The 25,033-nt window shown below is 71.2% G+C and carries 30 protein-coding genes and 1 pseudogene; 13 read left to right on the forward strand and 18 right to left on the reverse strand.

Annotated elements, in window-relative coordinates:
* Positions 1-51 precede the first annotated feature (51 nt).
* Positions 52-1,011, reverse strand: coding sequence for an AraC family transcriptional regulator (locus tag DEI89_RS09870; protein ID WP_146236735.1), 960 nt, complete (start codon positions 1,009-1,011; stop codon positions 52-54).
* Positions 1,012-1,125: 114 nt separating this feature from the next.
* On the opposite strand from DEI89_RS09870, the gene glgX reads away from it, so the two are divergent.
* From glgX to DEI89_RS09885, 3 genes are read left to right on the forward strand one after another with little or no spacing between them, the layout of a single operon-like run.
* Positions 1,126-3,144, forward strand: a complete 2,019-nt coding sequence (gene glgX / locus DEI89_RS09875) for a glycogen debranching protein GlgX (RefSeq protein WP_110903882.1) — start codon at positions 1,126-1,128, stop codon at positions 3,142-3,144.
* 20 nt (positions 3,145-3,164) lie between these two features.
* Entirely contained in the window at positions 3,165-4,052 is an 888-nt protein-coding gene (locus DEI89_RS09880; protein ID WP_110903883.1) for an SDR family oxidoreductase, read from the forward strand.
* A gap of 40 nt (positions 4,053-4,092) precedes the next feature.
* Positions 4,093-4,278: a hypothetical protein gene (locus tag DEI89_RS09885; RefSeq protein ID WP_110903884.1), complete on the forward strand. Its 186-nt coding sequence runs from the start codon at positions 4,093-4,095 to the stop codon at positions 4,276-4,278.
* A gap of 90 nt (positions 4,279-4,368) precedes the next feature.
* Here DEI89_RS09885 and DEI89_RS09890 read toward each other — a convergent pair whose 3' ends face one another.
* The 3 genes from DEI89_RS09890 to DEI89_RS09900 are packed head-to-tail and all read right to left on the reverse strand — an operon-like array spanning position 4,369 to position 7,285.
* Entirely contained in the window at positions 4,369-4,842 is a 474-nt protein-coding gene (locus DEI89_RS09890) for a DUF4396 domain-containing protein (RefSeq protein WP_110903885.1), read from the reverse strand.
* Positions 4,839-7,052, reverse strand: coding sequence for a cation-translocating P-type ATPase (locus tag DEI89_RS09895; protein WP_258368837.1), 2,214 nt, complete (start codon positions 7,050-7,052; stop codon positions 4,839-4,841). Before DEI89_RS09895 ends, DEI89_RS09890 begins: the two co-directional genes overlap by 4 nt.
* Positions 7,053-7,057: 5 nt before the next feature.
* Entirely contained in the window at positions 7,058-7,285 is a 228-nt protein-coding gene (locus tag DEI89_RS09900) for a heavy-metal-associated domain-containing protein (RefSeq protein ID WP_110903886.1), read from the reverse strand.
* Between the two features lie 95 nt (positions 7,286-7,380).
* On the opposite strand from DEI89_RS09900, the gene DEI89_RS09905 reads away from it, so the two are divergent.
* A complete protein-coding gene (locus DEI89_RS09905) occupies positions 7,381-7,692 on the forward strand; it encodes a metal-sensitive transcriptional regulator (protein ID WP_110903947.1) in 312 nt (103 codons plus the stop codon).
* A 116-nt stretch (positions 7,693-7,808) separates the two neighbouring features.
* Positions 7,809-8,273, forward strand: a complete 465-nt coding sequence (locus DEI89_RS09910; RefSeq protein WP_110903887.1) for a DUF4383 domain-containing protein — start codon at positions 7,809-7,811, stop codon at positions 8,271-8,273.
* 114 nt (positions 8,274-8,387) lie between these two features.
* Here the strand turns inward: DEI89_RS09910 and DEI89_RS09915 are convergent, their stop codons facing one another.
* Positions 8,388-8,744, reverse strand: a complete 357-nt coding sequence (locus DEI89_RS09915) for a VOC family protein (RefSeq protein WP_110903888.1) — start codon at positions 8,742-8,744, stop codon at positions 8,388-8,390.
* A gap of 152 nt (positions 8,745-8,896) precedes the next feature.
* Here DEI89_RS09915 and DEI89_RS09920 point away from each other — a divergent pair, with 152 nt between their 5' ends.
* Complete coding sequence (locus DEI89_RS09920) at positions 8,897-9,196, forward strand: Dabb family protein (protein ID WP_110903889.1); 300 nt, start codon at positions 8,897-8,899, stop codon at positions 9,194-9,196.
* A gap of 60 nt (positions 9,197-9,256) precedes the next feature.
* Here DEI89_RS09920 and DEI89_RS09925 read toward each other — a convergent pair whose 3' ends face one another.
* From DEI89_RS09925 to DEI89_RS09930, 3 genes are read right to left on the reverse strand one after another with little or no spacing between them, the layout of a single operon-like run.
* A complete protein-coding gene (locus DEI89_RS09925; protein WP_110903890.1) occupies positions 9,257-9,988 on the reverse strand; it encodes an OBAP family protein in 732 nt (243 codons plus the stop codon).
* Positions 9,989-9,991: 3 nt separating this feature from the next.
* Positions 9,992-10,159, reverse strand: coding sequence for a hypothetical protein (locus DEI89_RS17670; protein ID WP_181421580.1), 168 nt, complete (start codon positions 10,157-10,159; stop codon positions 9,992-9,994).
* Between the two features lie 59 nt (positions 10,160-10,218).
* Positions 10,219-11,946 carry an AMP-binding protein gene (locus tag DEI89_RS09930; RefSeq protein ID WP_110903891.1) on the reverse strand — a complete coding sequence of 576 codons (1,728 nt, stop codon included), beginning with the start codon at positions 11,944-11,946 and terminating at the stop codon, positions 10,219-10,221.
* 156 nt (positions 11,947-12,102) lie between these two features.
* Between DEI89_RS09930 and DEI89_RS09935 the strand changes: the two genes are divergently transcribed.
* Positions 12,103-13,095, forward strand: coding sequence for a helix-turn-helix transcriptional regulator (locus DEI89_RS09935; protein WP_110903892.1), 993 nt, complete (start codon positions 12,103-12,105; stop codon positions 13,093-13,095).
* 33 nt (positions 13,096-13,128) lie between these two features.
* Here DEI89_RS09935 and DEI89_RS09940 read toward each other — a convergent pair whose 3' ends face one another.
* Positions 13,129-13,527 (reverse strand): hypothetical protein, encoded by a 399-nt coding sequence (locus DEI89_RS09940; protein ID WP_146236736.1) that lies wholly within the window; start codon positions 13,525-13,527, stop codon positions 13,129-13,131.
* A gap of 128 nt (positions 13,528-13,655) precedes the next feature.
* On the opposite strand from DEI89_RS09940, the gene msrA reads away from it, so the two are divergent.
* The gene (gene msrA / locus DEI89_RS09945) at positions 13,656-14,177 is read left to right on the forward strand and encodes a peptide-methionine (S)-S-oxide reductase MsrA (RefSeq protein ID WP_110903894.1); all 522 of its coding nucleotides are present in this window, start codon (positions 13,656-13,658) and stop codon (positions 14,175-14,177) included.
* A gap of 77 nt (positions 14,178-14,254) precedes the next feature.
* Here msrA and DEI89_RS09950 read toward each other — a convergent pair whose 3' ends face one another.
* A complete protein-coding gene (locus tag DEI89_RS09950) occupies positions 14,255-15,493 on the reverse strand; it encodes an acyl-CoA dehydrogenase family protein (protein ID WP_110903895.1) in 1,239 nt (412 codons plus the stop codon).
* Between the two features lie 28 nt (positions 15,494-15,521).
* Positions 15,522-16,226 carry an AmiS/UreI family transporter gene (locus DEI89_RS09955; protein ID WP_110903896.1) on the reverse strand — a complete coding sequence of 235 codons (705 nt, stop codon included), beginning with the start codon at positions 16,224-16,226 and terminating at the stop codon, positions 15,522-15,524.
* A 122-nt stretch (positions 16,227-16,348) separates the two neighbouring features.
* On the opposite strand from DEI89_RS09955, the gene mtnN reads away from it, so the two are divergent.
* Positions 16,349-17,086, forward strand: a complete 738-nt coding sequence (gene mtnN / locus DEI89_RS09960; RefSeq protein ID WP_146236737.1) for a 5'-methylthioadenosine/S-adenosylhomocysteine nucleosidase — start codon at positions 16,349-16,351, stop codon at positions 17,084-17,086.
* Between the two features lie 153 nt (positions 17,087-17,239).
* Here mtnN and DEI89_RS09965 read toward each other — a convergent pair whose 3' ends face one another.
* Entirely contained in the window at positions 17,240-18,046 is an 807-nt protein-coding gene (locus DEI89_RS09965; protein WP_110903898.1) for a hypothetical protein, read from the reverse strand.
* Complete coding sequence (locus DEI89_RS09970; RefSeq protein ID WP_110903899.1) at positions 18,043-18,363, reverse strand: PadR family transcriptional regulator; 321 nt, start codon at positions 18,361-18,363, stop codon at positions 18,043-18,045. The genes DEI89_RS09965 and DEI89_RS09970 overlap by 4 nt, the downstream gene beginning before the upstream one ends.
* 272 nt (positions 18,364-18,635) lie before the next feature.
* Between DEI89_RS09970 and DEI89_RS09975 the strand changes: the two genes are divergently transcribed.
* Both DEI89_RS09975 and DEI89_RS09980 read left to right on the forward strand, forming a co-directional pair.
* Complete coding sequence (locus DEI89_RS09975; RefSeq protein ID WP_110903900.1) at positions 18,636-19,382, forward strand: SDR family oxidoreductase; 747 nt, start codon at positions 18,636-18,638, stop codon at positions 19,380-19,382.
* 110 nt (positions 19,383-19,492) lie between these two features.
* Positions 19,493-20,122 carry a TetR/AcrR family transcriptional regulator gene (locus DEI89_RS09980; protein ID WP_110903948.1) on the forward strand — a complete coding sequence of 210 codons (630 nt, stop codon included), beginning with the start codon at positions 19,493-19,495 and terminating at the stop codon, positions 20,120-20,122.
* Positions 20,123-20,232: 110 nt separating this feature from the next.
* Here the strand turns inward: DEI89_RS09980 and DEI89_RS18075 are convergent, their stop codons facing one another.
* Positions 20,233-20,634: a cupin domain-containing protein gene (locus tag DEI89_RS18075; protein WP_110903901.1), complete on the reverse strand. Its 402-nt coding sequence runs from the start codon at positions 20,632-20,634 to the stop codon at positions 20,233-20,235.
* 123 nt (positions 20,635-20,757) lie between these two features.
* Positions 20,758-21,138 (reverse strand): annotated as a pseudogene (locus DEI89_RS18245) (carboxymuconolactone decarboxylase family protein); the annotation flags it as partial.
* A 128-nt stretch (positions 21,139-21,266) separates the two neighbouring features.
* Between DEI89_RS18245 and DEI89_RS09995 the strand changes: the two are divergent.
* Entirely contained in the window at positions 21,267-21,491 is a 225-nt protein-coding gene (locus DEI89_RS09995; RefSeq protein ID WP_110903902.1) for a hypothetical protein, read from the forward strand.
* Positions 21,492-21,757: 266 nt separating this feature from the next.
* On the opposite strand, the gene DEI89_RS10000 is transcribed toward DEI89_RS09995, so the two are convergent.
* The 3 genes from DEI89_RS10000 to DEI89_RS10010 form a co-directional block, all read right to left on the reverse strand.
* Positions 21,758-22,096, reverse strand: a complete 339-nt coding sequence (locus DEI89_RS10000) for a DUF6616 family protein (protein WP_110903903.1) — start codon at positions 22,094-22,096, stop codon at positions 21,758-21,760.
* A 228-nt stretch (positions 22,097-22,324) separates the two neighbouring features.
* On the reverse strand, positions 22,325-22,645 hold the full coding sequence (locus DEI89_RS10005) for a PadR family transcriptional regulator (protein ID WP_110903904.1): 321 nt from the start codon (positions 22,643-22,645) through the stop codon (positions 22,325-22,327).
* Positions 22,645-23,238, reverse strand: a complete 594-nt coding sequence (locus DEI89_RS10010; protein WP_146236738.1) for a hypothetical protein — start codon at positions 23,236-23,238, stop codon at positions 22,645-22,647. Before DEI89_RS10010 ends, DEI89_RS10005 begins: the two co-directional genes overlap by 1 nt.
* 497 nt (positions 23,239-23,735) lie before the next feature.
* On the opposite strand from DEI89_RS10010, the gene DEI89_RS10015 reads away from it, so the two are divergent.
* The gene (locus tag DEI89_RS10015) at positions 23,736-24,980 is read left to right on the forward strand and encodes an MFS transporter (protein WP_110903906.1); all 1,245 of its coding nucleotides are present in this window, start codon (positions 23,736-23,738) and stop codon (positions 24,978-24,980) included.
* Positions 24,981-25,033 lie beyond the last annotated feature (53 nt).

The following is a 25,033-nucleotide window of genomic DNA, read 5'->3' on the forward strand; positions in this document are numbered from 1 at the left end:
GGGCCTCCCGGCCGTGCCGTGCGTGCCGCGGCCTGCCGAGCGGTGGGCCGGTCAGTCCTCCGCGTGCACGCCGCTGCGGAGCGTCACGCTCGGCAACTCCCCGAACCGTTCCCGGTACGCGCCGGAGAACCGGCCGAGGTGGGCGAAGCCCCAGTCCCGGGCGACCTCGGCGACCGCGGCGGTCGACGGGTCCGCTGACCGGAGCGCCTCGTGCACGGCGTCCAGCCGGACGTTCCGCAGGTGCGCGAGCGGGGAGACCCCGACCGAGCGGTTGAAGGACTGCTGGAGGCCGCGGGGGCTCATGCCGGCGGCAGCGGCGATGTCCGCGAGGGTGACGACGCCGTGCGCGTGCTCCTGGATGTAGGTCAGGGCATCGCGGAGCCGTTCGCTGCTCGTGGTCGCGGGGACGTCCACCGGGAAGGTGGCGACGACGACGCGGGCGACCCGGAGGTTCAGCTCGGCACGCGCTCGACCCTCGACCTCCGGCGCGGTGATCGCCGTGCCGAGGGCCTGCAGCGCCGACCGGAGCGGCGCCAGGTCGGTGTCCGACTCGACCCGGCGGAACCGCAGCGGGCCGGCGACCTGCACGCCGTCGGCGGCGAGCGCCGACCGGAGCAACCGATCGGACAGGTGCAGCATCGACACGCGGTTGGTCGCGGCCTCGAACTCGTACCGGAGCGAGGCGGCGAGCAGGAACGGCTGGCCCGGACGCACCGCGGAGCGGACACCGTCCTCCCCGGTGATGACGGCGCTGCCGTCACCGATCCAGAAGACGATGTGTGACGGTCGGGGTTCCATCGTCCCGGTGCGGGGGCCCTCCACGGCGGAACCGCTCAGGGAGAGGTCGGCGTCGCCCGCGCCCGTGTAGCGGAACGCGGAGCGCTCGTCGCCGATGCCACCGCCGGTACCGTACTTGTCGTCGAGGACGGCAGGGCGGGTCGCACTCGTCCCCGCCAACCGGACGGCGCGGAAGCCGTCAGGGGTCCCCGAGCTCGGGCGCACATGGGTCACGACCTGATGTTCCCATGCTCGTCCGCCGCGCGCGAGCACCGCGCCGCCCGGCGGATGCCGCCCCGGGGTACGCCGATCGATGCCGAGCACAGTCACCGACCGGTAGAAGGAGTCATGACCTCCTCCACGCGGAACCCGCTCGGCGTCACCCTCGTCGACGGCGGCGCCAACGTCGCCGTCTTCTCCAGCACTGCCGAGCGCATCGAGTTCTGCCGGTTCGACGACGACGGCACCGAGCACCGGACCGAGCTGACGAAGCGCACCGGCTACACCTTCCACGACGTCGTGCCGGACGTCACCGTCGGCACCCGCTACGGCTTCCGCGTCCACGGCGCCTGGGACCCGGCGAACGGCCTGCGCCACAACGCCGCGAAGCTGCTGCTCGACCCGTACGCCACCGCGATCGACGGTGACTACCGGTGGGGCCAGGAGCTGTTCGGCCACGACATGAACGAGCCGGAGCAGATGGACGAGTCCGACTCGGCCGACGCCATGCCGCGCTCAGTCGTCGCCGACCGCTCGTTCGACTGGCAGGGCGACACCCGACTCGAGACCCCGCTCGCCGACACCGTCGTGTACGAGGTCCACGTGAAGGGCTTCACCAAGCAGCACCCCGACGTGCCCGAGGAGATCCGCGGCACCTACGCGGGCCTGGCACACCCGGCCGCGATCAAGCACCTCACCGACCTCGGCATCACCGCCGTCGAGCTGCTGCCGATCCACCAGTTCGTGCAGGACTCCACCCTGGTGGACAAGGGCCTCCGCAACTACTGGGGCTACAACAGCATCGGCTTCTTCGCCCCCCACAACGAGTACTCCGCCTCGGGCACCGCCGGGCAGCAGGTCGCGGAGTTCAAGGAGATGGTCAAGGCCCTGCACGCCGCAGGCCTCGAGGTCATCCTGGACGTCGTCTACAACCACACCGCCGAGGGCAACCACATGGGCCCGACGCTCTCCTTCAAGGGCCTCGACAACCAGTCGTACTACCGGCTGGTCGAGGGCGACGAGGCCAACTACTTCGACACCACCGGCACGGGCAACAGCCTGAACGTGTCGCACCCGACCGCGCTCGGGCTCATCACCGACTCGCTCCGCTACTGGGTCGAGGAGATGCACGTCGACGGCTTCCGCTTCGACCTCGCCACCACGCTCACCCGGCAGGACGGCGAGGCCGAGAAGCACTCCGCGTTCCTCGACATCATCCACCAGGACCCGGTGCTCCGCGACGTCAAGATGATCGCCGAGCCGTGGGACACCGCGGGCTACCAGGTCGGCGGCTTCCCGGCGGACTGGTCGGAGTGGAACGGCAAGTACCGCGACGACCTCCGCTCGTTCTGGCGCGGCGACGAGGGCACGCTCGGCGATGCCGTGCAGCGCGTCCTCGGCTCCCCCGACGTCTACGAGGGCTCGCGCCGGTCGCCGCTCTGCTCGGTCGACTTCGTCACCGCGCACGACGGCTTCACGCTGGCCGACCTCACCATGTACGCCGAGAAGCACAACGAGGCGAACGGTGAGGACAACAACGACGGCGAGAGCAACAACACCTCGTTCAACGGTGGCATCGAGGGGCCGACCGACGACGAGAGCGTCAACGACTACCGCAACCGCCAGCGCCGGAACTTCCTCGGCACGCTCCTGCTCTCGGCCGGCGTGCCGATGATCCTGGGTGGGGACGAGATCGCCCGCTCGCAGGGCGGCAACAACAACGCCTACTGCCAGGACGACGAGATCTCGTGGTTCGACTGGGCCGCCGCCGACGAGGACCTGCTGGCCTTCACCACCGCGGCGATCGCCTTCCGCAAGCAGCACGTCGCCCTGCGCCCGGAGTGGTACCGCACCGCGCCCGGTCTGTCGCCGTCGACGGTGTCCGTGCTCCGCGCCGACGCGAACGACTTCGAGGACGGCGACTGGACCGACGGCGGCAACCGCGCCGTGATCCTGGTGCTCGAACAGGGCGACGACAGCGTCGCGGTGCTGATGAACGCCTCGGAGACGACCGTCGAGTTCACGCTGCCGGAGCGTGCGGACGGCCGTCCGTGGGCGCTCGGCCTGTCGAGCGACCCCGACCAGGCCGTGGACGGCGAGGCGACCACGCTGCTCGTCCGCGACGCCTCCTTCACCGCCCTGCAGTGACACCGGAGGACAGTGGAGCGATGAGCCAGTACGAGAAGCACGATCCGATCACCCTGTACCCGGTCCCGCCGTTCCCGAAGCAGGAGCAGTCGCTGCCCGGGGCTGCGTGGAAGATGGACCCGAAGCCGGACCACGGCGAGGAGAGCTACGTCGGCAAGGGCCGGCTGGAGGGCTTCCGCGGCATCGTGACGGGTGCCGACTCCGGCATCGGCCGCGCCGCCGCGATCGGCCTCGCTCGGGAGGGCGCCGACCTGGTGCTCTCCTACCTGCCCGACGAGCAGCAGGACGCGGAAGAGGTCCGCGACCTGCTCCAGGCCGAGGGCCGGACGATCGTGCTGTTCCCCGGCGACATCTCCGACGAGCAGTACTGCACCGATCTGGTGCAGAAGGGCGTCGACGAACTCGGCGGCCTCGACACGCTCGTCATGGTCGCCGGTCGGATGGACAGCAACGACGACATCCTGACCCTCGACACGTCGATGTTCGACTCGACCTTCAAGACGAACATCTACTCGCTGTTCTGGCTGACGAAGGCCGCGGTCCCGCACCTGGAGCCCGGCTCGACGATCGTCACGACGGGCTCGATCCAGGCGTCCACCCCGTCGCCGGACAAGATCGACTACGCCGTCTCGAAGGGTGCGATCAAGCTCTTCACCGAGGCGGTCGCCCAGCAGCTCGCGCCGAAGGGCATCCGCGTCAACTCGGTCGCCCCGGGTCCGGTGTGGACACCGCTGCAGCCGGGTTCGGACGACGCCGAGACAGTGTCGACGTTCGGGCAGCAGGCGCCCTTCGGGCGTCCGGGTCAGCCCGCCGAGCTGGCCGCGGCGTACGTCCACCTGGTCAGTCCAGAATCGAGCTACCAGTCCGGTTCGACGATCACCGTCGCGGGCGGCACGCCCGCCTTCTGACCGACGTCCGAGTCCGGCCAGCACTGCGAAGGAGCACACGATGAGCAACGACACCACGGCGCACGACCCCGAGGGCACGCCGAAGCCGGACGGCCTCGGCGACGACGGGACCGTCCCCAACGAGCCCGAGGGCGTGGCCGCCGGGTTCGTCGGTGACGACTCGCACTTCAACCCGGAAGAGGACGCCACCGACGGTGACGCCGCTGCGGGCGACGCAGACGCCTGACCGGACGGCGCACACGCGCTGACCACATGACGGGAGGCCCGGTACCAGCTGGTACCGGGCCTCCCGTCATGTGTGTGCGCCGTGGTGCGCTCAGTGGTGCCCGTGCACCTTCGCGTGGCCGAGCCCGCGGCGCATCAGCGCCCGGTTGACCGGGACCGTGACGACGAAGGCCAGCGTGAGGGAGAGCGCCAGCGACGCCCAGAACAGCCACTGGTCGAGCTGCGCGTCCAGGGCGCCCGGGATCGCGACGACGACCGTGTTGTCGATGACCTCCATCACCGCGATGGACACCGTGTCGGCGGCGAGCGCCACCCGGACCGCCGCCCGGAGCGACAGCCCGGAGCGGAGCACTCCGCGCATCGTCAGGGCGTAGCCGAACACGAAGGCCAGCACGATCGACAGCGCCACGGTGCCGGCGTCGTGCAGCCCCGTGGCCGTGCCGATGACCATGCCGAGGACCTCGCCGATCGCGCAGCCGGTCAGGCAGTGCAGCGTCGCCTGGGCCGCCGTCGACCACGTGGTGGTGCCGCTGTGTCCGCCCATGTCGCCGGCGTGTCCGCTCATCGTGCGCTCCCGTCGACCGACCGGAAGCGGCGGAGGCGCAGGCTGTTCGTCAGCACGAACACCGACGACAGCGCCATGGCGGCACCCGCGATGACGGGGTTCATCAGCCCGGCCATCGCGAGCGGGATCGCCGCGACGTTGTAGGCGAAGGCCCAGAACAGGTTCGTCCGGATGGTGTGGAGCGTGCGGCGCGACAGCCGGACGGCGTCGACGGCGGCCCGGAGGTCGGCACGGACCAGGGTGATGTCCGCGGCCTCGACGGCGGCGTCCGTCCCGGTGCCCATCGCGATGCCCAGGTCCGCGGCGGCGAGCGCGGCGGCGTCGTTCACGCCGTCGCCCACCATGGCGACGGTGCGACCGGCGGCCTGCAGTTCCGTGACGACGCGGTACTTGTCCTCGGGTCGGACGCCGGCAGTCACCCGGCTGATGCCGACCTCGGCCGCGACACGGTGCGCGACCCCGGCCGCGTCCCCGGTCAGGAGCATGGTGTCGAGGCCGAGCTCCTGCAGCCGGCGGACGGCCTCGGCCGCGCCGGGCGCGACGGTGTCGGCGACGACGACGAGCCCGCGGACCCGGCCGTCCCACGCCACCGCGACCGTGGTGCGCCCGGCCTGCTCGGCATCGGTGACGGCGACGGCCAGCGACCCGGGCATCGGGACGGCCCACTGGTCGGCGAGCCAGGACGGTCGACCGACGAGCACGAGGACACCGTCCACGCCGGCCTGCACGCCGAGGCCGGCGCTCGACGCGAACGACTCCGGTCGTGGCACGTCCGGGACGGCAGCGACGAGTGCCCGGGCGATCGGGTGCTCGGAACCGGACTCGGCGGCGGCCGCGGCGCGGAGGACGGCGTCGGCGTCCTCGCCCTCGGCGGGCAGGACGTCGGTGACCCGCATCGTGCCGGTGGTGACCGTGCCGGTCTTGTCCAGCAGGACGGTGTCGATCCGGCGGGTGGCCTCGAGGACCTGCGGGCCGCGGATGAGGATCCCGAGCTGGGACCCGCGGCCGGTGCCGACCAGGAGCGCCGTCGGTGTCGCGAGGCCGAGCGCGCAGGGGCAGGCGATGACGAGCGTCGCGACGGCTGCGGTCAGGGCGGCCTCGACGTCCCCGGTGAGCACGAGCCACCCGACCAGGGTCAGTGCGGCGAGCCCGAGCACGACGGGGACGAACACCCCGGAGACCCGGTCGGCCAGGCGCTGGACGTCGGCCTTGCCGGTCTGCGCCTCGGTCACGAGCTTGCCGATCCGGGCGAGCTCGGTGTCCGCACCGACCCGGACGGCCTCGATGGTGAGCAGCCCGCCGACGTTGACGGTCGCGCCGGTCACCGCGGCGCCGGGGCCGACCTCGACGGGGACGCTCTCCCCCGTCATGACGCTCGTGTCGACGACGCTGGTCCCGTCGACGACGGTGCCGTCGGTGGCGATCCGCTCACCGGGTCGGACGACGAACCGGTCGCCGACACGGAGGGACGCGGCCGGGACCTCGACCTCCCGACCGTCGCGGAGCACCCGGGCGGTGCTGGCGCCGAGGGCGAGCAGCGCACGCAGGGCGGCGCTGGACCGGGTCTTCGCGCGGCCCTCGGCGTACCGGCCGGCGAGCAGGAACACGGTCACGGCGGCGGCGACCTCGAGGTACGGCTCGGGCGCGGCACCACGGGGCGCGGTGAACGCGAAGGTCATGTGCATGTCCGGCCCACCGGCGCCGCCGAACACGAGCGCCCACACCGACCAGAGTCCGGCGGCGACGATGCCCAGGCTGACGAGGGTGTCCATCGTCGCGGTGCCGTGCCGGGCGTTCAGTGCTGCGGCCCGGTGGAAGGGCCAGGCGCCCCAGGTCGCCACCGGGGCGGCGAGGACGAGCGCGACCCACTGCCACCAGGGGAACTGGAACGCGGGGACCATCGACAGCACGACGACCGGGACCGCCAGGACGGTGGAGACGACCAAGCGTCGTCCGAGCGGGGCGAGGGCGTCCACGTCGCGCTGCTCGGGCTCGGGGCGGTGTGCTCCGTAGCCGGCCTGCTCGACGGTCGCGATGGCGTCGTCGACCGCGGTGCCGTCGGGCAGCGAGACCGTCGCGGTCTCGGTGGCGTAGTTCACGGTCGCCGACACCCCGGGCATCCTGTTGAGCTTGCGCTCGATGCGGTTCGCGCACGAGGCACACGTCATGCCCTCGATCGCGAGCTCGACCGCGGGAGCAGGTGCCGCCACCGGGGTCAGCGCTCCGCCAGGGTGTAGCCGGCGTCCTCGACCGCAGCGTCGACGGCCGTGCCGTCCAGGGGTGCGGTGCTCGTCACGGTCGCGGTGGAGCGGCCGCCGGCGACCAGGTCGACCTGCACGTCGGTCACGCCCGGCAACTCACGGAACGCCTCGTCGATGCTCATGACGCAGTGCTCACACGTCATGCCGTCGATGGCGTAGGTCACGGTCTGCTGCTCGGTCATCGGTCCTCCTCGTGTCGCCCGTCGGGCGGGTACGATGTGCGCATACCCATGGGGGGTACCTTTACCGTAACGCCGACGACGAGGATGTGTTCCCGATGAGTGACGAGACAGCACAGCATGCGCACCACCACGGCTACATCTCCGCGAAGGACGACTACCGCAAGCGGCTGCGCCGGATCGAGGGCCAGGCGCGTGGGCTGCAGCGCATGGTGGAGGACGAGGAGTACTGCATCGACATCCTCACCCAGGTGTCCGCGATGACGAAGGCGTTGCAGGCGGTGTCGATGGGCCTGCTCGAGGACCACCTGCGCCACTGTGTCACCGACGCGGTGGCCCAGGGCGGCGATCAGGCCGAACAGAAGATCCAGGAAGCGACACTGGCCATCAAACGCCTCGTCCGGTCCTGACGGCTCCGCTTCGTGTACTGCTGGGTTCTCCCACCAAACCGACTGCTGGTCCACTCCGAATGTCCTGCGAGGCGCATGGCAACCGACCGCGTCGACTCCTGACGAAAGGTTCCTTCATGACCACCAACGCATCGACCCGCACCGACCACGGCTACGGCCGCACGCTCACGCAGAAGGGCGCGCTGGTCTTCGGCGTCGTCTTCCTCATCGTCGGCATCGCCGGCTTCATCCCCGGCCTGACCATGGACATGGGCAGCATGATGGCCGCCGGCAACGACTCGAACGCGCAGCTCCTGGGCCTGTTCCAGGTCTCCGTCCTGCACAACATCGTGCACCTGCTGTTCGGCATCGTCGGCCTCATCGCCGCCCGCTCGCACGGCTTCTCCCGCCAGTACCTGCTCGTCGGCGGCATCATCTACGCCGTGCTCTTCATCTACGGCCTGTTCACCGCCGGCATGGAAAGCGCCGCGAACTTCGTGCCGCTGAACAGCGCCGACAACGTGCTGCACCTGATCCTCGCCGTCGCGATGATCATCCTCGGCATCGTCCTACCGCGCGCCGGAGCCCGTACCGCCCGCTGAACACGCTGACGGTCCGCGCACCGCGCTGACGCATGACGGGAGGCCCGTGACCATCTGGTCACGGGCCTCCCGTCATGCGGTCCGGCCGTGCGACGTCGCACGGCCGCTCCGTCGTCAGCCCTGCGGCGGCGAGTACAGCTGCAGGTCGTTGCCCTCGCTGTCCTTGAAGGGGATGATCTTGCCCCACGGGTGCTCGCTGATCTCGCCCTGGATGTCGGCACCGCGCTCCTTGAGCGAGGCGACCTCGTCCTCGATGCTGCCGTCCGGCTGGAACGAGACGACCGCGCCGCCGTCGCTCGACTGGCTGGCGGACTCGCGTCCGTTGAGCCCGATCATCAGACCGCCGGCGTCGATCTCGCTCCAGTCGTCGGACTGGTCCTTGACCGTGAGACCGAGCGTGTCGCGGTAGAACGCGACGGCGCGCTCCATGTCGCTGACCGGGACCCAGACTGCTGCGACTCCACTTGCCATGGTGTTTCCTCTCGTCGTGGTGTGCCCTGGACGCTAGGCCGCGTGGTGTCCGCGACGACCCAGCCGCGAGCGGGTTCGGGGTACGCCCAGCACGACGGCGGAGGCTCGGGTGATCGCCACCGTCGGTGCGCGGACCCGACGGGAGGACGACCATGACCGAGATCGTGCACGTGGTGCTCGTGGACTGGGACGGCGAGGACGGGACCGCACCGGAACGCGCGAGCGCCCTCGTCGCCGAACACCTGCCCACCATCGACGGGGTCGTGTCCGTGACGTCCGGGCCGAGCGTCAGCCCCGAGGGGCTCGAGGGCGGCTTCGACTGGGCGCTCGTCGTCCGCTTCCGCGATGCGGCGGCGCGGGACGCGTACCTGCCGCACCCGGCGCACCAGCCGGTGGCGGACCACATCGGGGCGCGGAGCGCGCGGGTGGTCGTCTTCGACGTCGCGGCCTGACTGGACAGACGGACGGAGGGGAGGCCCGTGGCGGTGTCGTCACGGGCCTCCCGTCCGTCGTCAGGGGCGGCCGTCCTCCGCGTCCACGACACCGGGCGTCGGGGTCGTGCCGCTGAAGTCGTCGCGCATCGTGCCGACGCCGCGCTGCGGGTGTGCGCGGTCGAGGTGCTTCGCCCGCGACGCCTTCCGCGGCTCAGGGTCGGTGTGCATGGCGGTGTTCCGGTCCTCCTGCAGGGCGGTCTGCACCTCGCCCTCACGGTTGAACGACCACATCAGCATCGGGTCGCCGACCGGCAGCGGATCGGCCTCGTGCCCGCCCATCGGTGCGCTGTGCCAGGTGTGCCAGGTCTTGCCGTAGGAGTTGACCAGGTGGCCCATCAGCTCGGTCTCGACCGGGATCGGCAGGCCGGGGGCGACGAGCTCGCCCGAGAACACCTCGTGGTTGTGGGGGTGCCAGGACGGCTTCTCGTCCTCGGGCAGCGAGTCGAACAGCCGCTCGGACACGATGTACTCGATGCCGATGAGGTTGGCGTCCGCGGTGTTGCCGTCGAACAGCACGCACTGCAGCATCTCGGCGTTCACCACCTTGCAGTAGTGGTGCGCCTCCATCTGCACGTCGGGTTCGCCCTTCACGCAGTGGAACCCGACGACGTACACGTCGAACCCCTTCAGGGGGTCCGTCGGTTGCAGCAGGTCGGCACCCCGGTCGAGGAGCGCGAGGCGGAAGCCCCCGTCCTCGCCGGGCGGCCGGACCCCCGTCGAACGGTCGTGGACGGCGGGGTTCCGGGGCACCGGTCAGCCCTCCTCGGGCTCCGCCGGCTCGCCGCCGGAGTCCACGTCGCTGTCCTGCTGGGGGTCCTCGGTGGCGTTCCCCGTGGCGGAGCCGTCGGGCAGGTCCTCGGTGCGCTGGGCCTCCTGGTCGGTCACGCCGTCCGGGCCGGTTCCGTTCGTTGCATCGCTCATGCGGCGGACGCTACGCGCGTCGTGGTGCGCGGGAGGTCAGTCGTCCTGCCCGCACCGGGTCAGTCGTCCCGACGGCCGGTGCGCAGGCCCTCGAACTGGTCGTCGCGCCACTCGCCCTCGACGGGCACGCCACCCACCGCCGCCTGCTCCCGGGCGCGGAGTTCGACACGGCGGATCTTGCCGGACACGGTCTTCGGCAGCGCACCGAACTCGACCCGGCGCACCCGCTGCCAGGCGGGCATCGCGGTCCGGGCGTGCGCCAGGATGCTCCGCGCGGTCTCTGCGGTCGGCTCCCACCCGGCGGCGAGCGTGACGTACGCCTTCACGACGTTGAGCCGTGATTCGTGCGGGGCCGGGACGACGGCGGACTCGGCGACCGCGGGGTGCTGGAGCAGGGCGCTCTCGACCTCGAACGGCGACACCTTGTAGTCCGAGGACTTGAAGACGTCGTCCGTCCGCCCGACGAACGTCAGCGAACCGTCCTCGTGTCGGGTGGCGACGTCACCGGTGTGGAAGAACCCACCGCGCAGGGCGTCGTCGGTCCGCTCGGGGGCATCGAGGTACCCGGCCATCAGGTTGACCGGCCGGGTGGTCAGGTCCAGGCAGACCTCGCCCTCGGTGACACCCGGCGCTCCGGTCACCGGGTCCAGGAGCTCGATCGCGACGCCGGGCAGGCCGTGGCCCATCGCCCCGGGGCGGACGGCGTCACCGGGGGCGTTGCCGACGATCGCGGTGGTCTCGGTCTGGCCGTAGCCGTCACGGATCGTCCGACCCCAGGCCTCCTCGACCATCCGGATCACCTCGGGGTTGAGGGGCTCACCGGCGGAGACGACCTCGCGCAGTGCACGTGGGCGGGCGCCGAGGTCGGCCTGGATGAGCAGGCGCCACACGGTCGGCGGAGCGCAGAACGAGGTGACCTCGGCCCGCTCGAGCTGGTGCAGCAGGGCGGTCGGGTCGAAGCGCTGCTGGTTGTGGACGAAGACGGTGGCCTCGGCGATCCAGGGCGCGAAGAAGCAGCTCCATGCGTGCTTGCCCCAGCCGGGGGAGCTGATCGCCAGGTGCACGTCGCCCGGCTGCAGCCCGATCCAGTACATGGTCGTGAGGTGCCCGACCGGGTACGAGGTCTGCGTGTGCACGACCATCTTCGGCTTGTCGGTCGTGCCCGAGGTGAAGTACACCAGGCACGGGTCGGAGGCCGCGGTCACGACCTCCGGGCGCCACTCGTCCGCGGGCGCGGGCTCGCCGAGGTCGGCCGGGTAGGTCGTCCAGCCGTCCGCGCTCCCCCCGACGACGATGCGCGTGAAGTCACCCGTGACGTCGGCGTACTTCGGGGTCTCGCGGAAGGTCGTGACCACGTGGGCGACCCGTCCGCGGTCGATCCGGTCCTGCAGGTCCGCGGCCCCGAGCATGGTCGAGGTCGGCAGGATCACGGCGCCGACCTTCATCACCGCGAGCATCGACTCCCAGAGCTCGAGCTGGTTGTCGAGCATGAGCAGGACGTGGTCGCCCTTGCCGACGCCGAGGTCGTGCAACCGTGCCGCCAGTCGGTCCGAGCGCGCGGACATCTCGGCGTAGGTGGTGTGCGACTCGCGGCCGTCCTCCTCGACGATCACGAGCGCTTCGCGGTCGTTGCCCTGCGCGATGACGTCGAACCAGTCGATCGCCCAGTTGAACGTCTCGCCGACGTCGGGCCAGCGGAAGTCCCGGCGTGCCGCGGCACTGTCGGACCGGGCGTGCAGCAGGACGTCTCGGGCGGCGCGGAAGGCGGAGGCAGGTTCGGTGCGCATCCTCTGACCTTGCCCCATCCCGCTCGGGATGCCCAGCAGGACACAGTCGATAGCGCATCCGAACATGGCGAGTCAACCCCTCGCGGACAGGACGCCGGCGTCCGTACCGTTTCCGATGGTGCGCTCTGTCTGCGCGCCCGGACGGGAAGGACGCGGATGACCACGATCGACGACACCGTGCCCGACCGGGCGGCAGCCGACGACCGCAGCACCGTCCGCATCGAGGCGATCGGCGGTTCTCCCGACACCGCTGTGGTGGACCTCAGTGGGTTCTACGCGGGACGGCACTGGTCCGCGCGGACCACGGACCGACCCTTCTCGTACCGCTACACGGCGGTGGGCGATGCCGACGTCACGCTCCGTCGCTCACAGATCTCCGGATCGATCCGCGGCCTGATCGGCGCGTCCGACGACTACATCGTGCAGTGGCTCACCGCCGGCAACGGGATCCCCGACGTCGTGCACGACCGCGTCCCGATGGCCGGCGACGTCCCGATGCTGTTCCCGACCGCCCGCGAGTTCGTGTTCGAGTACGAGGACTACGACCAGCGCGTGGTCCACATGTCCCGCCGACTGGTGCACGAGGTCGCGGACGAGCTGTTCCACACCGGACAGGTCCCCGACCTCGGCATCGACCACCTGCGCACCCTCGACCCCGCCGCCGTGACGCGGTGGCGGAACAGCCTGGCCCTGCTGTCCCGCGAGCTCCGCGTCGGCGGTGTGGACAGCCTCCTGTGGCACACGTTGACCCGCGGGACGGCCGCCGCGTTCCTCGGGATGTACCCGCCGACCGTCACCGCGCTGCCGCCCGCCGTGCTCCTGCCCCGCCGCGCACGCCTGCGCGCCGCGGTCGAGTTCGTGCACGAGCACGTCGCCGAGCCCCTCAACGTCTCGGACGTCGCCCGGGCCGCGGGGCTCAGCGTCCGCGCCACCCAGGAGGCCTTCCAACGGCACATCGGGATGACCCCGCTCCGCTACCTGCAGCACGTGCGACTCGAACGGGTGCGACGGGAGTTGCTGGAGACGGACGCGACGACGGGATCGGTGCAGGCGATCGCCCGAGCGTGGGGGTTCGCGCACCTCGGCCGGTTCTCCGCCGCGTACCGGAACGCCTACGGCGAGTACCCGCGGAACACCCTGCGGCGCTGACGGCGGGGGCGGCAGCGCCCGCTTCGTCCCGTCTCAGTCGAAGTCGTCGAACTCCTCGGCACGGTGGTCAGGGTCCTCGTGCACCGGCCGGACCGGCCCGGCCAGCACCGCCAGCCGCCGTACGTGCTCGATGAACTCCGCGTCGTCGACGCCTGCGTCGTCGACGCCTGCGTCGTCGCTGCCCGCGTCGTCGCTGCCCGCGTCGTCGCTGTCCGCGTCACGTACGTCGTCCGCTCCGGGCCCGAGGGTGATCTGGCTGGCCGGACCGAGCAGCAGCGTCTCGATGCTCGGTCGTCCGCGCTCGTCGACCGTCGGCACGTCGACCGTGTCGGTCTTCCGGTTCGCCCCGAGGACGGCGGCGTACCTGATGACGGCGTCGGCGGCACCGTCCGTGGTCCGGATCGCCCGGCCGGCGTAATGGATGTCCTTCACCGCCCCAGTGAACGCACCGACGATGGATCCGGTCCCAGGCTCCGACGACCGGTCGTGGAACACGCAGGGGCTCCCCGGTGTTGCACCCGGTACTGTCGCAGCCAGCGTCACGAACCACGGAGGTACCGATGACCACCACCGAGACCGCGATCCTCGCCGGCGGATGTTTCTGGGGAGCACAGCAGCTGCTCCGCCGACGCCCGGGCGTCATCAGCACACGCGTCGGCTACTCCGGCGGCGACGTCCCCAACGCCACCTACCGCAACCACGGCACGCACGCCGAGGCCGTCGAGATCGTCTTCGACCCCTCGGTGATCTCGTACCGGGAACTCCTCGAGTTCTTCTTCCAGATCCACGACCCGTCCACCAAGGACCGGCAGGGCAACGACGTGGGTGTCAGCTACCGTTCGGCGATCTTCTTCGCCTCGGACGAGCAGCGTGACGTCGCGCTCGACACCATCGCGGACGTCGACGCCTCGGGCATCTGGCCGGGCAAGGTCGTCACCGAGGTCGCGCCGGCCGGCCCGTTCTGGGAGGCCGAGGAGGAGCACCAGGACTACCTCGAGAAGGACCCCTACGGGTACACGTGCCACTTCGTGCGCCCGAACTGGGTGCTCCCGAAGCGCAGCGAGACGGCCGCCACGGCCTGACGCCCAGCGCGAGCAGAAACGGGACGGGAGGCCCGGTACCAGCTGGTACCGGGCCTCCCGTCCGTCGTCGGTCGCGTCTACCGCGCGCGCGTCGCGCCGATCGCCCACACCGGCGGCGGCTCCGCGCCGTTCACGGCGTGGTCGCCGACGATCCGCGCCTTGAAGACCCACGGGTTGTGGCTGCCCGCGGTCCGGGCGTTCCGCCAGTGCCGGTCCAGGTTCTTCGTCGTGCTGACGCCGGACGCGGCGAGCGCGTCGAACAGGTGCGAGGTCGCCTGGGTCGCGAGCGACGTGAGTGCGACCTGCGCCTGCGCGGTCGCGAGTTCGGCACGGTCGTTCCGGCGCTCGTCCTCGGCCTCGTCCAGGGCTGCTCCCTCGTACGCGGCCTGCAGCGCCTGCGCTGCCCGGTCGACGATCGCGGCGGCGGCGAAGCCGGCGGACGAGACCTCGCCGACGACCTGCAGGATCTGCGGGTCGGCGGCGAAGGTGTCGGCGTTGCCGTGTGAGAAGACGCGGTTGCGGGTGCGGACGGCGAGGGCGACCTCCCGTTCGGCGGCCAGGACCGACCCGGCCAGGACCGCCAGCAGCACCCCCTGGTAGAAGGCGGTCTGGTACTTGAACCGGTCATCGAACAGGGTGACCGCGTCCGGCTCCACGCGCGCGTCGACGAAGGTGCTCGTGCCGGAGCCGGTGGTCTGCTGACCGAAGCCGTCCCAGTCGTCGCCGTGGGTGACACCGTCCTGGTGGGCGTCGACGATCGCGATCACCCGCTCGCCGGTGTCGGTGCGCTCGGCGTAGGTGTCGATCCAGTCCGCGAAGACGCTCCCCGTGGAGTAGTACTTCTGCCCGCTGATCCGGAACGTGCCGTCGGGCTGCGGGGTGACCTTCGTGATGACGTCGCCGATCTGCACGGCGCCGACCTCGGTCCACGAGTTGCCGGCGATCTCGCCGCGGCCGAAGCGGTCGAGCCAGCGCGCCCGCTCCCCCGAGCGGCCGACCAGACGGTCCTCGACCAGGGCGAAGTGGCCGCGGAGGGCCTGCGGGATGTTGCTGTCGGCGGCGGCGAGCTCCGTCAGCAGCCGGAACAGCTGCGGCAGCGTGGCACCGGCGCCGCCGTGCTCGACGGGGACCCGCAGGGCGCCGAAGCCGGCGGCGGCGAGTTCGCGGATCTCGGCGGTCGGGAGGGTGTGGGTGCGCTCGCGTTCGGAGGCGCCGGCGGCGATCCGGTCGAAGAGCGGGCGGAAGCGCGCGGCGAGGGTCTCGTAGTCGGGCACGGTGTCGGGCACGGCGTGCGGGGTGGTGGTCGTCGTGGTCATGGTTCGTCCGATCTCGTGTGGCGGGCGGTCAGGAGGCTGCGGTCGCGCTGGGCAGGGACGCACCGGCTGGTGTGGTGGCCGGGTCGGTCGCGACGGCCCGGGTGGCCGGGTCGGTCGCGGCGGTCCGGGTGGTCGGGTCGGTCGTGCTCCGTGCGCTGCGGCGGGCCAGGGCGGCTGCGCCGCCGAACACGACCATCTCGCCGAGCACCGCGACGCCGGCGGCGGCCGGTCCCGTCGGCCAGTGGTCGGTGAGTGCGAGCAGCGCCGGCACGAGTGCGGTCAGCGGGCTCGCCAGCACCAGCGCCCACCCGGTGTACGCCGTGATGGACGCCCGGCCGAGCGCCAGGAGCACGAAGAACAGCGCCCACAGCACCGCCCATCCGGCCCACAGCACGGCGAGCACCGGGTCGTCGACGACGTGGATCGCGGCGAACACCACCGCGGCCACGGCGACGAGCCCGCAGAACCAGCCGAGCCCCGCCGATCCGAGGCCCGCGAGCGCGTCCACCCCGACGTACAGGTACGTCAGGCCGAACAGGAACGTCCCGGTGATCGCGAGCAGGGCCGGGAGCGACCCGTCGGCCGTGACTGCGACGGCGGTGCAGAGCAGCAGCTGCAGCCCGCCGATGAGGACGTTGGAGACCCCGCTGTCGCGTCCGGGGACACGTCCGAGCAGGGTGAGGCCGTTGAGCAGCAGCGCGGCCGCGGACAGGATCAAGCAGATGGAGGCCATGCCGAGAAGGTGCCACGCGGTGCGGACGAGCGGGGGAAGATGACCATCGCTTACGGAATGCTGCGGTTCGTGACGCCGCCCGCAGCGCCGGATCGTGCACGCCCCTGTGGGAGGATCGTCCGGTGGATGCCCCTCGACGACCCGTGGCCGTGGTGATCGCCGCCATGAGCGAAGAGGTCTCGGCCTTCACGGACCTGATCGGCGGCGAGCCGGTCCTGCACGGGCCGACCGGCGGCCACGACGAGCACCACCTGCTCGACGTCGACGGTTCCACGGTCGCCGTGCGCCGGAGTGGGATCGGTTTCACGAACGCCACCGCGGCAGTCGCCCACGCCTTCCACGACTTCGGCTCGGGCGTCCCGGTCATCAGCGTCGGGACCGCGGGCGGTCTCGCGCGGGACGTCCAGCTCGGCGACGTCGTCATCGGCGACTGGTACGTGAACCTCAACGCCGACGCCACGGCCTTCGGGTACGCGCTCGGCCAGGTGCCGGGCATGCCGACCGGGTTCACCGGGGACCCGGACCTCGTCCGCCGTGCGCAGGAGGTCCAGACCTCCGACGTGGTCCGTCTGGCATCGATCGGGTCGAGCGAGGTCTTCGTCACCGAGGGTCGTGCCCGCGACCTCCGTCAGGCCTTCCCGACGGTCGCCGCGGTCGACATGGAGTCGGCGGCGATCGCCCAGTTCGCCCACGTGCACGCGATGCCGTTCGTGTCGGTCCGCGGCATCAGCGACCTGTGCGCTCCGGACGGCGACGAGTTCCGGCAGCACCTCGACGACGCGGCCGCCCGGGCCGCCCGGATCGTGCACCGGCTCGTCGTCGGGTTGGCGTCGGGGACGGGTCCGCTGCCTGCTGCGTGAGCGGCACGGGTCGGCAGGACGACTGCCTCGGCAGTGCCGGCGGCCCGACTCCGTGCACCGGTGCTGAGTGGTGGGGACGCGACTCGTCCGACACCGCGACGACCGGGAGGGACGGGGGCGCCCGTCAGGCCGCCCCCGTCCCTGCTTCCGGCCTCAGGAGCCCGGCGGAACCGCCACGGACTGGCGCGCGCCGGCCCGTTCCGCACGCGGTGCGACGAGGGCCGCCACGAGGACGGCGAGCAGGAGCGGCAGCCGTTCGAGGCCGGGCCGGGACGCCACCGGCAGAGACGGTGCGAGCGGCAGCAGCAGTGCCCACAGGACGACGGGTGCGGCGACGAGGAGCCAACGCCAGCCCCGCACGTCGGCCGACCACGACCAGAGCGCCAGACCGAGGACGGGCAGTCCCCAGAACGTGGGCGCCATCGAGTAGGTGTAGTCCACCGGGATGATGCCGAGCAGCGCCCAGATCTCCCACCCGCCGAACGCCACCGCGCCGAGGAGCAGCAGCACGGTGGACACCGCGAGGCGCGTCCGTGGGACACGGGTCACCCGGAGCATCGTGACGACGCCGACCGCTGGCAGGACGGTCCCGAAGAGCGCCTGGATCGTGATGAAGCGGTACCACTGCCAGGACCCGCCCCCGTGGTCCCCGCCGAAGGCGAGGGTGAACGCAGCGCTGAGCAGGATCGACAGGACGACGGCGATGGTCAGGACGGGGACCGCGCCGATCATCGGGCGGGAGGTCGCGGTGGTGGTCATGGTGTTCCCCCAGGTGGAGCGGTGGTGACGGGCGCGGTGGAAGACCGCGGTGGTGAGTGCCCCGAGCGCGAGCCGGAGCGGCGAGAGGTCGAGTTCTGTGGCGTCCCGGACGTCGGCGAGCCACTGTTCTCGGCGGACCGACCGGTGATCGGCGGGCGAGAGGTCGACGGCGACCTCGACGAGGATCTCGGCGAACGTCATGAGGTCACGGTCCGACCGCTCGGGCGTCGCTCCGGTGCCTGCCTGCGGCGGAAGGCGGCACAGGCGTCGACGGCGGCGGCCCGGCCGTCCGTCGTGAACTCGTAGAGCCGTCGTCGCGGCCCGGACCGCTCGGAGTCGGCCTCCCAGGTCGAGGTGATCCAGCCGCGGTCCTCGAGCCGTTCGAGGATCGGGTAGACGGTGCCTGCCGGGCGGTCGGTCGCCTTGATGACGAGCAGCCCCCACACGGAGCCGTCGTGGTCCAGGAGCGCCGCGAGCACGTCGATCGTCGAGGCGGTCACGCGGGTGAGTGGTTCCACTAGGACACCTCCTGGTGCGCAGCGCGGTCGGGGCCGTGCTCGGCGCCCCCGTCGGCCGCGGGGGTGATCTGGCGTGGTGGGTGCCGCATGGTCGTCTCCTCTCGGATCGAGGGGCAAGCCACCCCTCTGTTCTAGCTAGGTAGATTAACGATCCGGAGGTGGCGGGAACAGTCGAAGACGCTCAGGGAAGTCGCCTACGCAGTTCTTGACCGATCGGTCCAGGAAGCGTACGTTCGGGACTGATCGATCCACTACGCGAACGGAGCTCCATCATGAACGCAGCACTCACCGGCAAGACCGCACTGGTGACCGGCGGCACCTCGGGGATCGGCGAGGCGGTCGTCCACCGCTTCGTCGACGAGGGCGCCCACGTCTTCGTCACCGGCCGTCGGCAGGCGCAGCTCGACGCCGTCCAGGCCGAGTTCGGTGACGCCGTCACCGCGGTCCGGGCGGACGCCTCCGACCCGGCCGACGTGCGCACGCTCTTCGAGGTGATCGCAGTGCGCGGCACCGGACTCGACGCGGTGCACGCCAATGCCGGACTGGGCGAGTTCAAGCCACTCGCCGAGGTGACGGCCGAGGACATCGACAACGCCTTCGCAACGAACGTGCGCGGCACCACGCTGACGATCCAGGGCGCCCTGCCCCTGCTGAACGAGGGTGCCGCGATCGTGGTGACCGGCTCGACCGCGGCGTCCGGCACGGAGCGCCACTTCGGGCTCTACGGTGGTTCCAAGGCGGCAGTCGCGGCGATGACCCGCACGTGGGCGGCCGACCTGGCTCCTCGTGGGATCCGCATCAACACCATCGTCCCCGGCCCCACCGAGACGCCCGGCCTCAAGGGCCTCGCGCCGAGCGACCCGGACGCCCTCCTGGCGCAGATCGCCTCCGGGGTCGCGCTCGGTCGACTACTCCGGCCCGAGGAGATCGCCGCCACCGTCCTGTTCCTGGTCTCCGACCAGAGCTCGGGCATGACCGGCAGCGAGGTCCTGGTCGACGGGGGCGCCTCGATCGTCTGACGGCAAGACCGGCGCCGGACCGGGCTCGGACGGTGCACCACCCGAGCCGAGGCCATGCCCGCTGCGTCATGATGGTCACGACAGCCCCGCAGCAGACCAGGAGGACGACCGTGCCGAGACCTCGGACGTTCGACGAAGCCGACGTCGTCGCACGCGCCCGGAAGGCGTTCGCCGAGACGGGCTACGCCGGGACGTCCCTCGACACCCTCCTCGAGGCCACCGGTCTCGCGCGACAGAGCCTCTACAACGCCTTCGGCGGCAAGAAGGAACTGTTCATGCGGGCGTTCCTCAGCGACGCCGCCGAGGCGGTCGACGCCGTCGAGTCGATCCGCCACGGCTCGGACAGCCCGATCGGGCGGATCCGGGCGCAACTCGTGAAGGTCGCCGTCGAACACGGGGCATCGCAGGCTCCCCCGTCGCTCTTCACGAAGGCCGCCGTCGAGCTGGCGACGCAGGACGCCGAGGTCGCCGCCACCGTCGCTGCCTCGTTCGACGCCATGCGGGACCACTACGGCGCCTGCATCGCGGAGGCGCAGGACGCCGGGGAGATCGAAGGCACAGCCGACTCCGGCTCGTTGGGAGCGTACTTCTGCGCGGTCATCGAGGGGATGTCCACCCTCGGCGGATCCGGCGTCTCCCGCGCGACGCTGCTCGACATCGGGCTGACCAGCCTCGCCGCGGTCCCGATCACCGACCTGGGACGCGAGCACCTCGGCACGGCCGACGGCGACTGGTCCTGACGGACGACGGCGTCACGGCGACGACGACGCGTTCCCCGTGAGCAGACGGGAGGCGCGGTGCCACCTGGCACCGCGCCTCCCGTCTGTCAGACGACCTTCCCGCGTCGCGATCAGCGACCGGCGAGCTCGTCGTCGGTGACGTGTTCCTTCCACGTCGTCGCGACGCTCGGGTCCTCACCGAGTTCGAGGAACGCGATGTGCTCCATGAAGCCGTCCTCGGGGGCCGAGTGGAAGTGCTCCTCGCCCGGGGCCGTGTACAGGGTCTGCCCGGCGTGGACCTCGATGATCTCGCCGTCGCGCGTCCCGAACCGAGCGATGCCGGCGGTGACGTGCAGGTACTGACCCTTCTCGTGGGAGTGCCACGCGGTGCGGGCGCCGGGCGCGAACCGGACGAGCGCCGCGGTGGCGTGCTGGTCCGCCTCGTGCGGGGCGACGATCATGTCCACCCAGACGTCGCCCGCGAACTGCTCCGGCGGGTTCTTCTGGGTCGGGGTGTGGGGTTCGATGTTCATGCCTGTTCCTTTCCGTTGTCGGCGGGAGCGCCGTCGTTGACGGCGGCGAGGCCGTTGCGGGTGCGGGTAGCCGACGTACGGCACGAGGACGGTGAGCACGTCGAGCAGGTCCTGCCGGGTGTTGCCGACGTTGCGGTTCATCGCGACGTGTCCGGCGACCTGGGCATCGGCACCGCCGAGGCCGACGAGGACCGCGAACGTCAGGAGCTCGCGGCGCTGCACGTCCAGTCCGGTGCGGGTGTAGTAGTCACCGAAGCAGTTGCCGGACAGGAACTCCTGGACGTGGACGGCATCGGCGGGAGCGATCTCGCTCTGCGTCGCCCGTCCGACGGCGAGCTGCATCGTCAACCGGTCCGCGCGGGACAGCGAGGTGTGGCGGAGTACCTCGTCGAAGGCGAAGTCCTGGGAGAGCTCGATGAACTCGGGGCCCGTCGTGGCGAGGTCGGACGGGCTGCCGGAGAGGACCGTCACCACCTCCTGCCGTGCCGCGTCACGGATGGGCATGGTGCTGTTCCCTTCCTCGCCGGCCGCCACCTGCGCGACCGTGTCCGACGGTAGGCCGAGGCGCTGCGCGGAGAGATGCTCCACCAGAGCACCCCTCCGCGACCACGAAGCTCGTACGGTCGTCCACCATGACCAGCAACCGCAACCAGACCCTGCTCCGTCCGCGCTCCCTGCGACGCGTCGCGGGCATCCCGGTCGTGCTCGCCGTCGCGGTACTGCTCGCTGGATGCACCTCAGCCTCCCAAGCGGGCAGGTCCGGCTCCGCCCCCGGGGACACCTCGACCGGCAGCCGTTCGGCAACGGCCGAGGCCACCGACAACTCCGCGGGTGGCGGTCCAGCAGGGCGCCGGTGATGACGACTCTGGGCGTGGTTCCACCGCCCGTCGGGTTCAACAGGATCTGGCTCGAGGCGGAGCCCATCGAGCACGTCCACGCAGCATGACCGACCCCTGCGGGAGAGCACGACATCGAGCTGGTCGTCGCGTTCACCCGAACGTTCGACGCTCGGATCGGGAGAGAACGAAGGCCCTCAGGCTGGACCTGAGGGCCTTCGACGATGCTGCAGGTGCGCGGGACGACTGGGTGAGCGTCGTGCAGCAGCGTTGCGACCGCGGCCGGACTACGGGCGCAAGACCATGTGCTGCGCGAGAACGTCGGCGATGGGGACGCACTCGCCGACGGTGTTCACCTGGTCGAAGTAGTCGTACCAGCCCGAGGCGTTCACGACGTCGAAGAACGCGCTGACCGAGGCCTCATCCGACATCTCCCAGACGGCGAACCAGTTGTGCGCTGTCGCTGACGGCGCTGCCCGTGTGGCACTCGCGCCAAGACAGCGCACTCCGATCTCTTCGAGTTCCGTCAACGTCGCGCCGACGGTCGTGAAGAGCGCCCCGCGCTCCTCGATCGATGCATCAAGGAACGCCTGCTTCGGCGTCCACTGCTCGATGACTGTGTACATGCCGTTCTCCGATCATTGAGTTCGAGCCGCGACGGTACGGACTGAACGGTTGTGATCTTGACGACGGATCATGAAACCGTCATCGGTGGTCCCACGTACCTGCCCCACGACGAGCTCCTTCCCCGATGGGCGGGCAGGGCCGCGACCGGCACGTGCTCGGCGAGCGGGAGCGCGCGGTGGAGGCGGGCGAGAGGTACGCGGCGACCTCGACGATGACCTCCGCCATGGTCACGAGATCACGGGCTGCCCGCTCGGGCGGCGCTCAGGCACCTGCCGTCGACGGAACACGGCCCGAGCCTCGCTTGCGGCAGCGCGCCCATCAGGCGTGAATTCGTAGAGCCGCCGGCGCGGTCCGGACCGTTCGGTGTCGTCCTCCCAGGTGGACGTGATCCATCCACGACTCTCCAGGCGTTCCAGGATCGGGTAGACGGTACCGGCCGGCCGCTCGGTCGACTTGATCACGAGCAGCCCCCAGACCGGACCGTCGTGGTCGAGGAGTGCGGAGAGCACGTCGATCGTCGACGCGGTGACGCGGGTGAGTGGCTCCATCACGCGGTCACCCGCCGTGCGTCGGAGCGACCCTCGAGGAACGGCAGCGCCAGGGCGACGACGACGGTCACCACCAACGGGACGGTGAAGGCGAGCATCCGCTCCGTCTCCCAGACGGCCGACCGGGCCAGCGTCGGCACATCGAGCGCGGCTTGCGCTCCGCGCACTGCCACGTCGAGCGCGATCAGCACCACGGCGGGGGCCGCAACGAGCCACCAGATGCGCGTTCTGGCCCGGTTCGCCACGAACCATGCCGCGAGCAGCCCGGCGAACCCGACACCCGCGCAGACGACCCACACGCTGCCGCCCAATGCCGTGCCGACCAGCAGCGAGCCGGAACCGGCGACGGCGAGCACGGCGGCGGCCCAGCGACGACGCCCCACCGCCACCCGCGACAGGGCGACGAGCACCAGGCTGACCGGGACGATGACCCCGAGTGCGAGCTGCAGGACCCCGCCGACGCGCTGCTGCTGCGTGCTGGTCCAGACGAAGAACACGGTCCGCTGCAGCACGGACGAGGTGACGACGGACAACACCGCAGCGGTGATGAGCAGTCGCGCAGCGCGGCCGTGCGGCGTGTGGAGCGCGGTCATGGATCCTCCTGGATGGGGGCGTGCGGAGCGGTGGAAGGCAGCGGTCAGGACCATCCCCAGCACGAGGCCACGAGGCGGGACGCCGACCTCGGTCGCACCGAAGACATCGGCGTGCCACTGCTCGCGGCGGTCCTCGCGGACCTCGGCGGGCGACAAGTCGGCCGCACGGTCCACCCACCAGTGGGCTGTCCGGGCGGTTCGTCGTGGTTCGTGGTGCAAGGGCGGTCCTCTCTCACGGGGCGCGGTGCTCGCGCCCGACGTTGTCTCTATCTATATCGCATAAGCCGGTCATGACGCTGCGTCGTGACCGGATCGTGTCCTCGACCGGCACGGTGAGCCCGAGGACCGAGGGCGTTGATCTCAGTGGCTTCACGGGCGCGCCCCCTGGTCCGCAGATGGAGGATGCGGGCGACCGGGATCGGCTGCACCCGATCGATCGGACGCGGTCCACTTGAACGCGTCTGCTCAGAGCAGCCCACCAGTGGAGAAGGAACACGATGGACATCAGGAATGGGGCTTCCCAGCCCGCCGCACCCCGAGGACGCGGGTTCGGTCACGGCGCCGGCTTCTGGATCGCGGCGGCGACGTTCTTCGTCGTGATGGCCTACAGCACCGCCCCGACACCGCTCTGGGGGCTGCTCCAGCAGCGTGACGGCTTCTCGACCTTCGCGATCACGATCGCGTTCGCCGCGTACGCCGTCGGTGTCGTCATCAGTCTCTTCCTCGTCGGGCACCTCGGCGACACCGTCGGTCGGCGTCCGCTGGTGGGGGCTGGAGTCGTGGTCGAGCTGGTGTCAGCAGTGGTGTTCCTGGTGTGGCCAGCACTCTCCGGGCTGATAGTGGCGCGGGTCCTCTCCGGCCTCGGGGTCGGCATGCTCACCGCGACGATCACCGCACACATCATGGAGCTCCACCGACGACACCGTCCGGGCTCCACCCCGGCCAGGGGACAGATCGTCTCGGGTGCCGCGAATCTGGGCGGGTTCGGTGCCGGTGCCTTGGTCTCCGGTGTGCTGGCGCAGTGGGCGCCGGCTCCGACGGTCACTCCGTTCGCGGTGTTCCTGGTGTTGATGGTGCTCGCACTCGTGGGGATCACTCTGGTGCCCGAGACTGCGTCGTCGCAGGAGGTGCGCGCTCCGTACCGGCCGCAGCGGATCCGGGTCCCGGCGGATGCGCGCGGAGTCTTCCTCCTCGCGGGCGGGATCACGTTCGCCGCGTTCGCGGTCCTCGGACTCTTCACTTCCCTCGTCCCGGTCGTCGTCGCCGGACAGCTGCACATCACCTCCCCCGCGGCTTCGGGATCGGTCGTGTTCGTCACGTTCACAGCGGGAGCGGTCGCGCAGATCCTGTTGCGCGCGATCCCGCCCCGCCGGAAGATCGGCATCGGTGCAGGACTGCTGGCCGTAGGGATCGCCCTGGTCACGGTGGTCGTCGTCACGTCCGGCGGCCTCGCGTCGTTCTTCGTCGGCGGGATCGTCAGCGGCGCTGGCGCCGGCCTGCTGTTCACGGCCGCACTCGCTACCGCCGGCGGACTCGCCGCGCCCGAGCACCGCGGCGAGGTCCTCGCCGGGATCTTCCTCGTCGGGTACATCGGCCTCACCGTTCCAGTGGTCGGCATCGGCGTCGCGACCCTGATGGTCAGCCTCACCACCGCGCTCACGGGCTTCGCGGTGGTGATCATCGCTGCCGCACTCTTGACCGCCGTGCCGCTCGTCGTGGCGACGGGGCGCCGCGCTGCCTGACGGACTGCGGGCAACAGCGAGAGGGGGCGCGGCCTGCTGGTCGTTCCCCCTCT

Source organism: Curtobacterium sp. MCBD17_030, assembly GCF_003224255.1.
Taxonomy (GTDB): Bacteria; Actinomycetota; Actinomycetes; order Actinomycetales; family Microbacteriaceae; genus Curtobacterium.

Excerpts from the sequence above, each read along its gene's own strand:
- DEI89_RS09890 (WP_110903885.1), bottom strand. The coding sequence starts at position 4,842 with ATGAGCGGACACGCCGGCGACATGGGCGGACACAGCGGCACCACCACG.
- DEI89_RS09995 (WP_110903902.1), top strand. The coding sequence starts at position 21,267 with ATGACCAGCAACCGCAACCAGACCCTGCTCCGTCCGCGCTCCCTGCGA.
- DEI89_RS09930 (WP_110903891.1), bottom strand. The coding sequence starts at position 11,946 with ATGCGCACCGAACCTGCCTCCGCCTTCCGCGCCGCCCGAGACGTCCTG.
- DEI89_RS10015 (WP_110903906.1), top strand. The coding sequence starts at position 23,736 with ATGGACATCAGGAATGGGGCTTCCCAGCCCGCCGCACCCCGAGGACGC.
- DEI89_RS09905 (WP_110903947.1), top strand. The coding sequence starts at position 7,381 with ATGAGTGACGAGACAGCACAGCATGCGCACCACCACGGCTACATCTCC.
- DEI89_RS09975 (WP_110903900.1), top strand. The coding sequence starts at position 18,636 with ATGAACGCAGCACTCACCGGCAAGACCGCACTGGTGACCGGCGGCACC.
- DEI89_RS09880 (WP_110903883.1), top strand. The coding sequence starts at position 3,165 with ATGAGCCAGTACGAGAAGCACGATCCGATCACCCTGTACCCGGTCCCG.
- DEI89_RS09950 (WP_110903895.1), bottom strand. The coding sequence starts at position 15,493 with ATGACCACGACGACCACCACCCCGCACGCCGTGCCCGACACCGTGCCC.
- msrA (WP_110903894.1), top strand. The coding sequence starts at position 13,656 with ATGACCACCACCGAGACCGCGATCCTCGCCGGCGGATGTTTCTGGGGA.
- DEI89_RS09900 (WP_110903886.1), bottom strand. The coding sequence starts at position 7,285 with ATGACCGAGCAGCAGACCGTGACCTACGCCATCGACGGCATGACGTGT.
- DEI89_RS09965 (WP_110903898.1), bottom strand. The coding sequence starts at position 18,046 with ATGACGTTCGCCGAGATCCTCGTCGAGGTCGCCGTCGACCTCTCGCCC.
- DEI89_RS18075 (WP_110903901.1), bottom strand. The coding sequence starts at position 20,634 with ATGAACATCGAACCCCACACCCCGACCCAGAAGAACCCGCCGGAGCAG.
- DEI89_RS09910 (WP_110903887.1), top strand. The coding sequence starts at position 7,809 with ATGACCACCAACGCATCGACCCGCACCGACCACGGCTACGGCCGCACG.
- DEI89_RS10000 (WP_110903903.1), bottom strand. The coding sequence starts at position 22,096 with ATGTACACAGTCATCGAGCAGTGGACGCCGAAGCAGGCGTTCCTTGAT.
- DEI89_RS10010 (WP_146236738.1), bottom strand. The coding sequence starts at position 23,238 with ATGACCGCGCTCCACACGCCGCACGGCCGCGCTGCGCGACTGCTCATC.
- glgX (WP_110903882.1), top strand. The coding sequence starts at position 1,126 with ATGACCTCCTCCACGCGGAACCCGCTCGGCGTCACCCTCGTCGACGGC.
- DEI89_RS09935 (WP_110903892.1), top strand. The coding sequence starts at position 12,103 with ATGACCACGATCGACGACACCGTGCCCGACCGGGCGGCAGCCGACGAC.
- DEI89_RS09920 (WP_110903889.1), top strand. The coding sequence starts at position 8,897 with ATGACCGAGATCGTGCACGTGGTGCTCGTGGACTGGGACGGCGAGGAC.
- DEI89_RS09885 (WP_110903884.1), top strand. The coding sequence starts at position 4,093 with ATGAGCAACGACACCACGGCGCACGACCCCGAGGGCACGCCGAAGCCG.
- DEI89_RS10005 (WP_110903904.1), bottom strand. The coding sequence starts at position 22,645 with ATGGAGCCACTCACCCGCGTCACCGCGTCGACGATCGACGTGCTCTCC.
- DEI89_RS09915 (WP_110903888.1), bottom strand. The coding sequence starts at position 8,744 with ATGGCAAGTGGAGTCGCAGCAGTCTGGGTCCCGGTCAGCGACATGGAG.
- DEI89_RS17670 (WP_181421580.1), bottom strand. The coding sequence starts at position 10,159 with ATGAGCGATGCAACGAACGGAACCGGCCCGGACGGCGTGACCGACCAG.
- DEI89_RS09955 (WP_110903896.1), bottom strand. The coding sequence starts at position 16,226 with ATGGCCTCCATCTGCTTGATCCTGTCCGCGGCCGCGCTGCTGCTCAAC.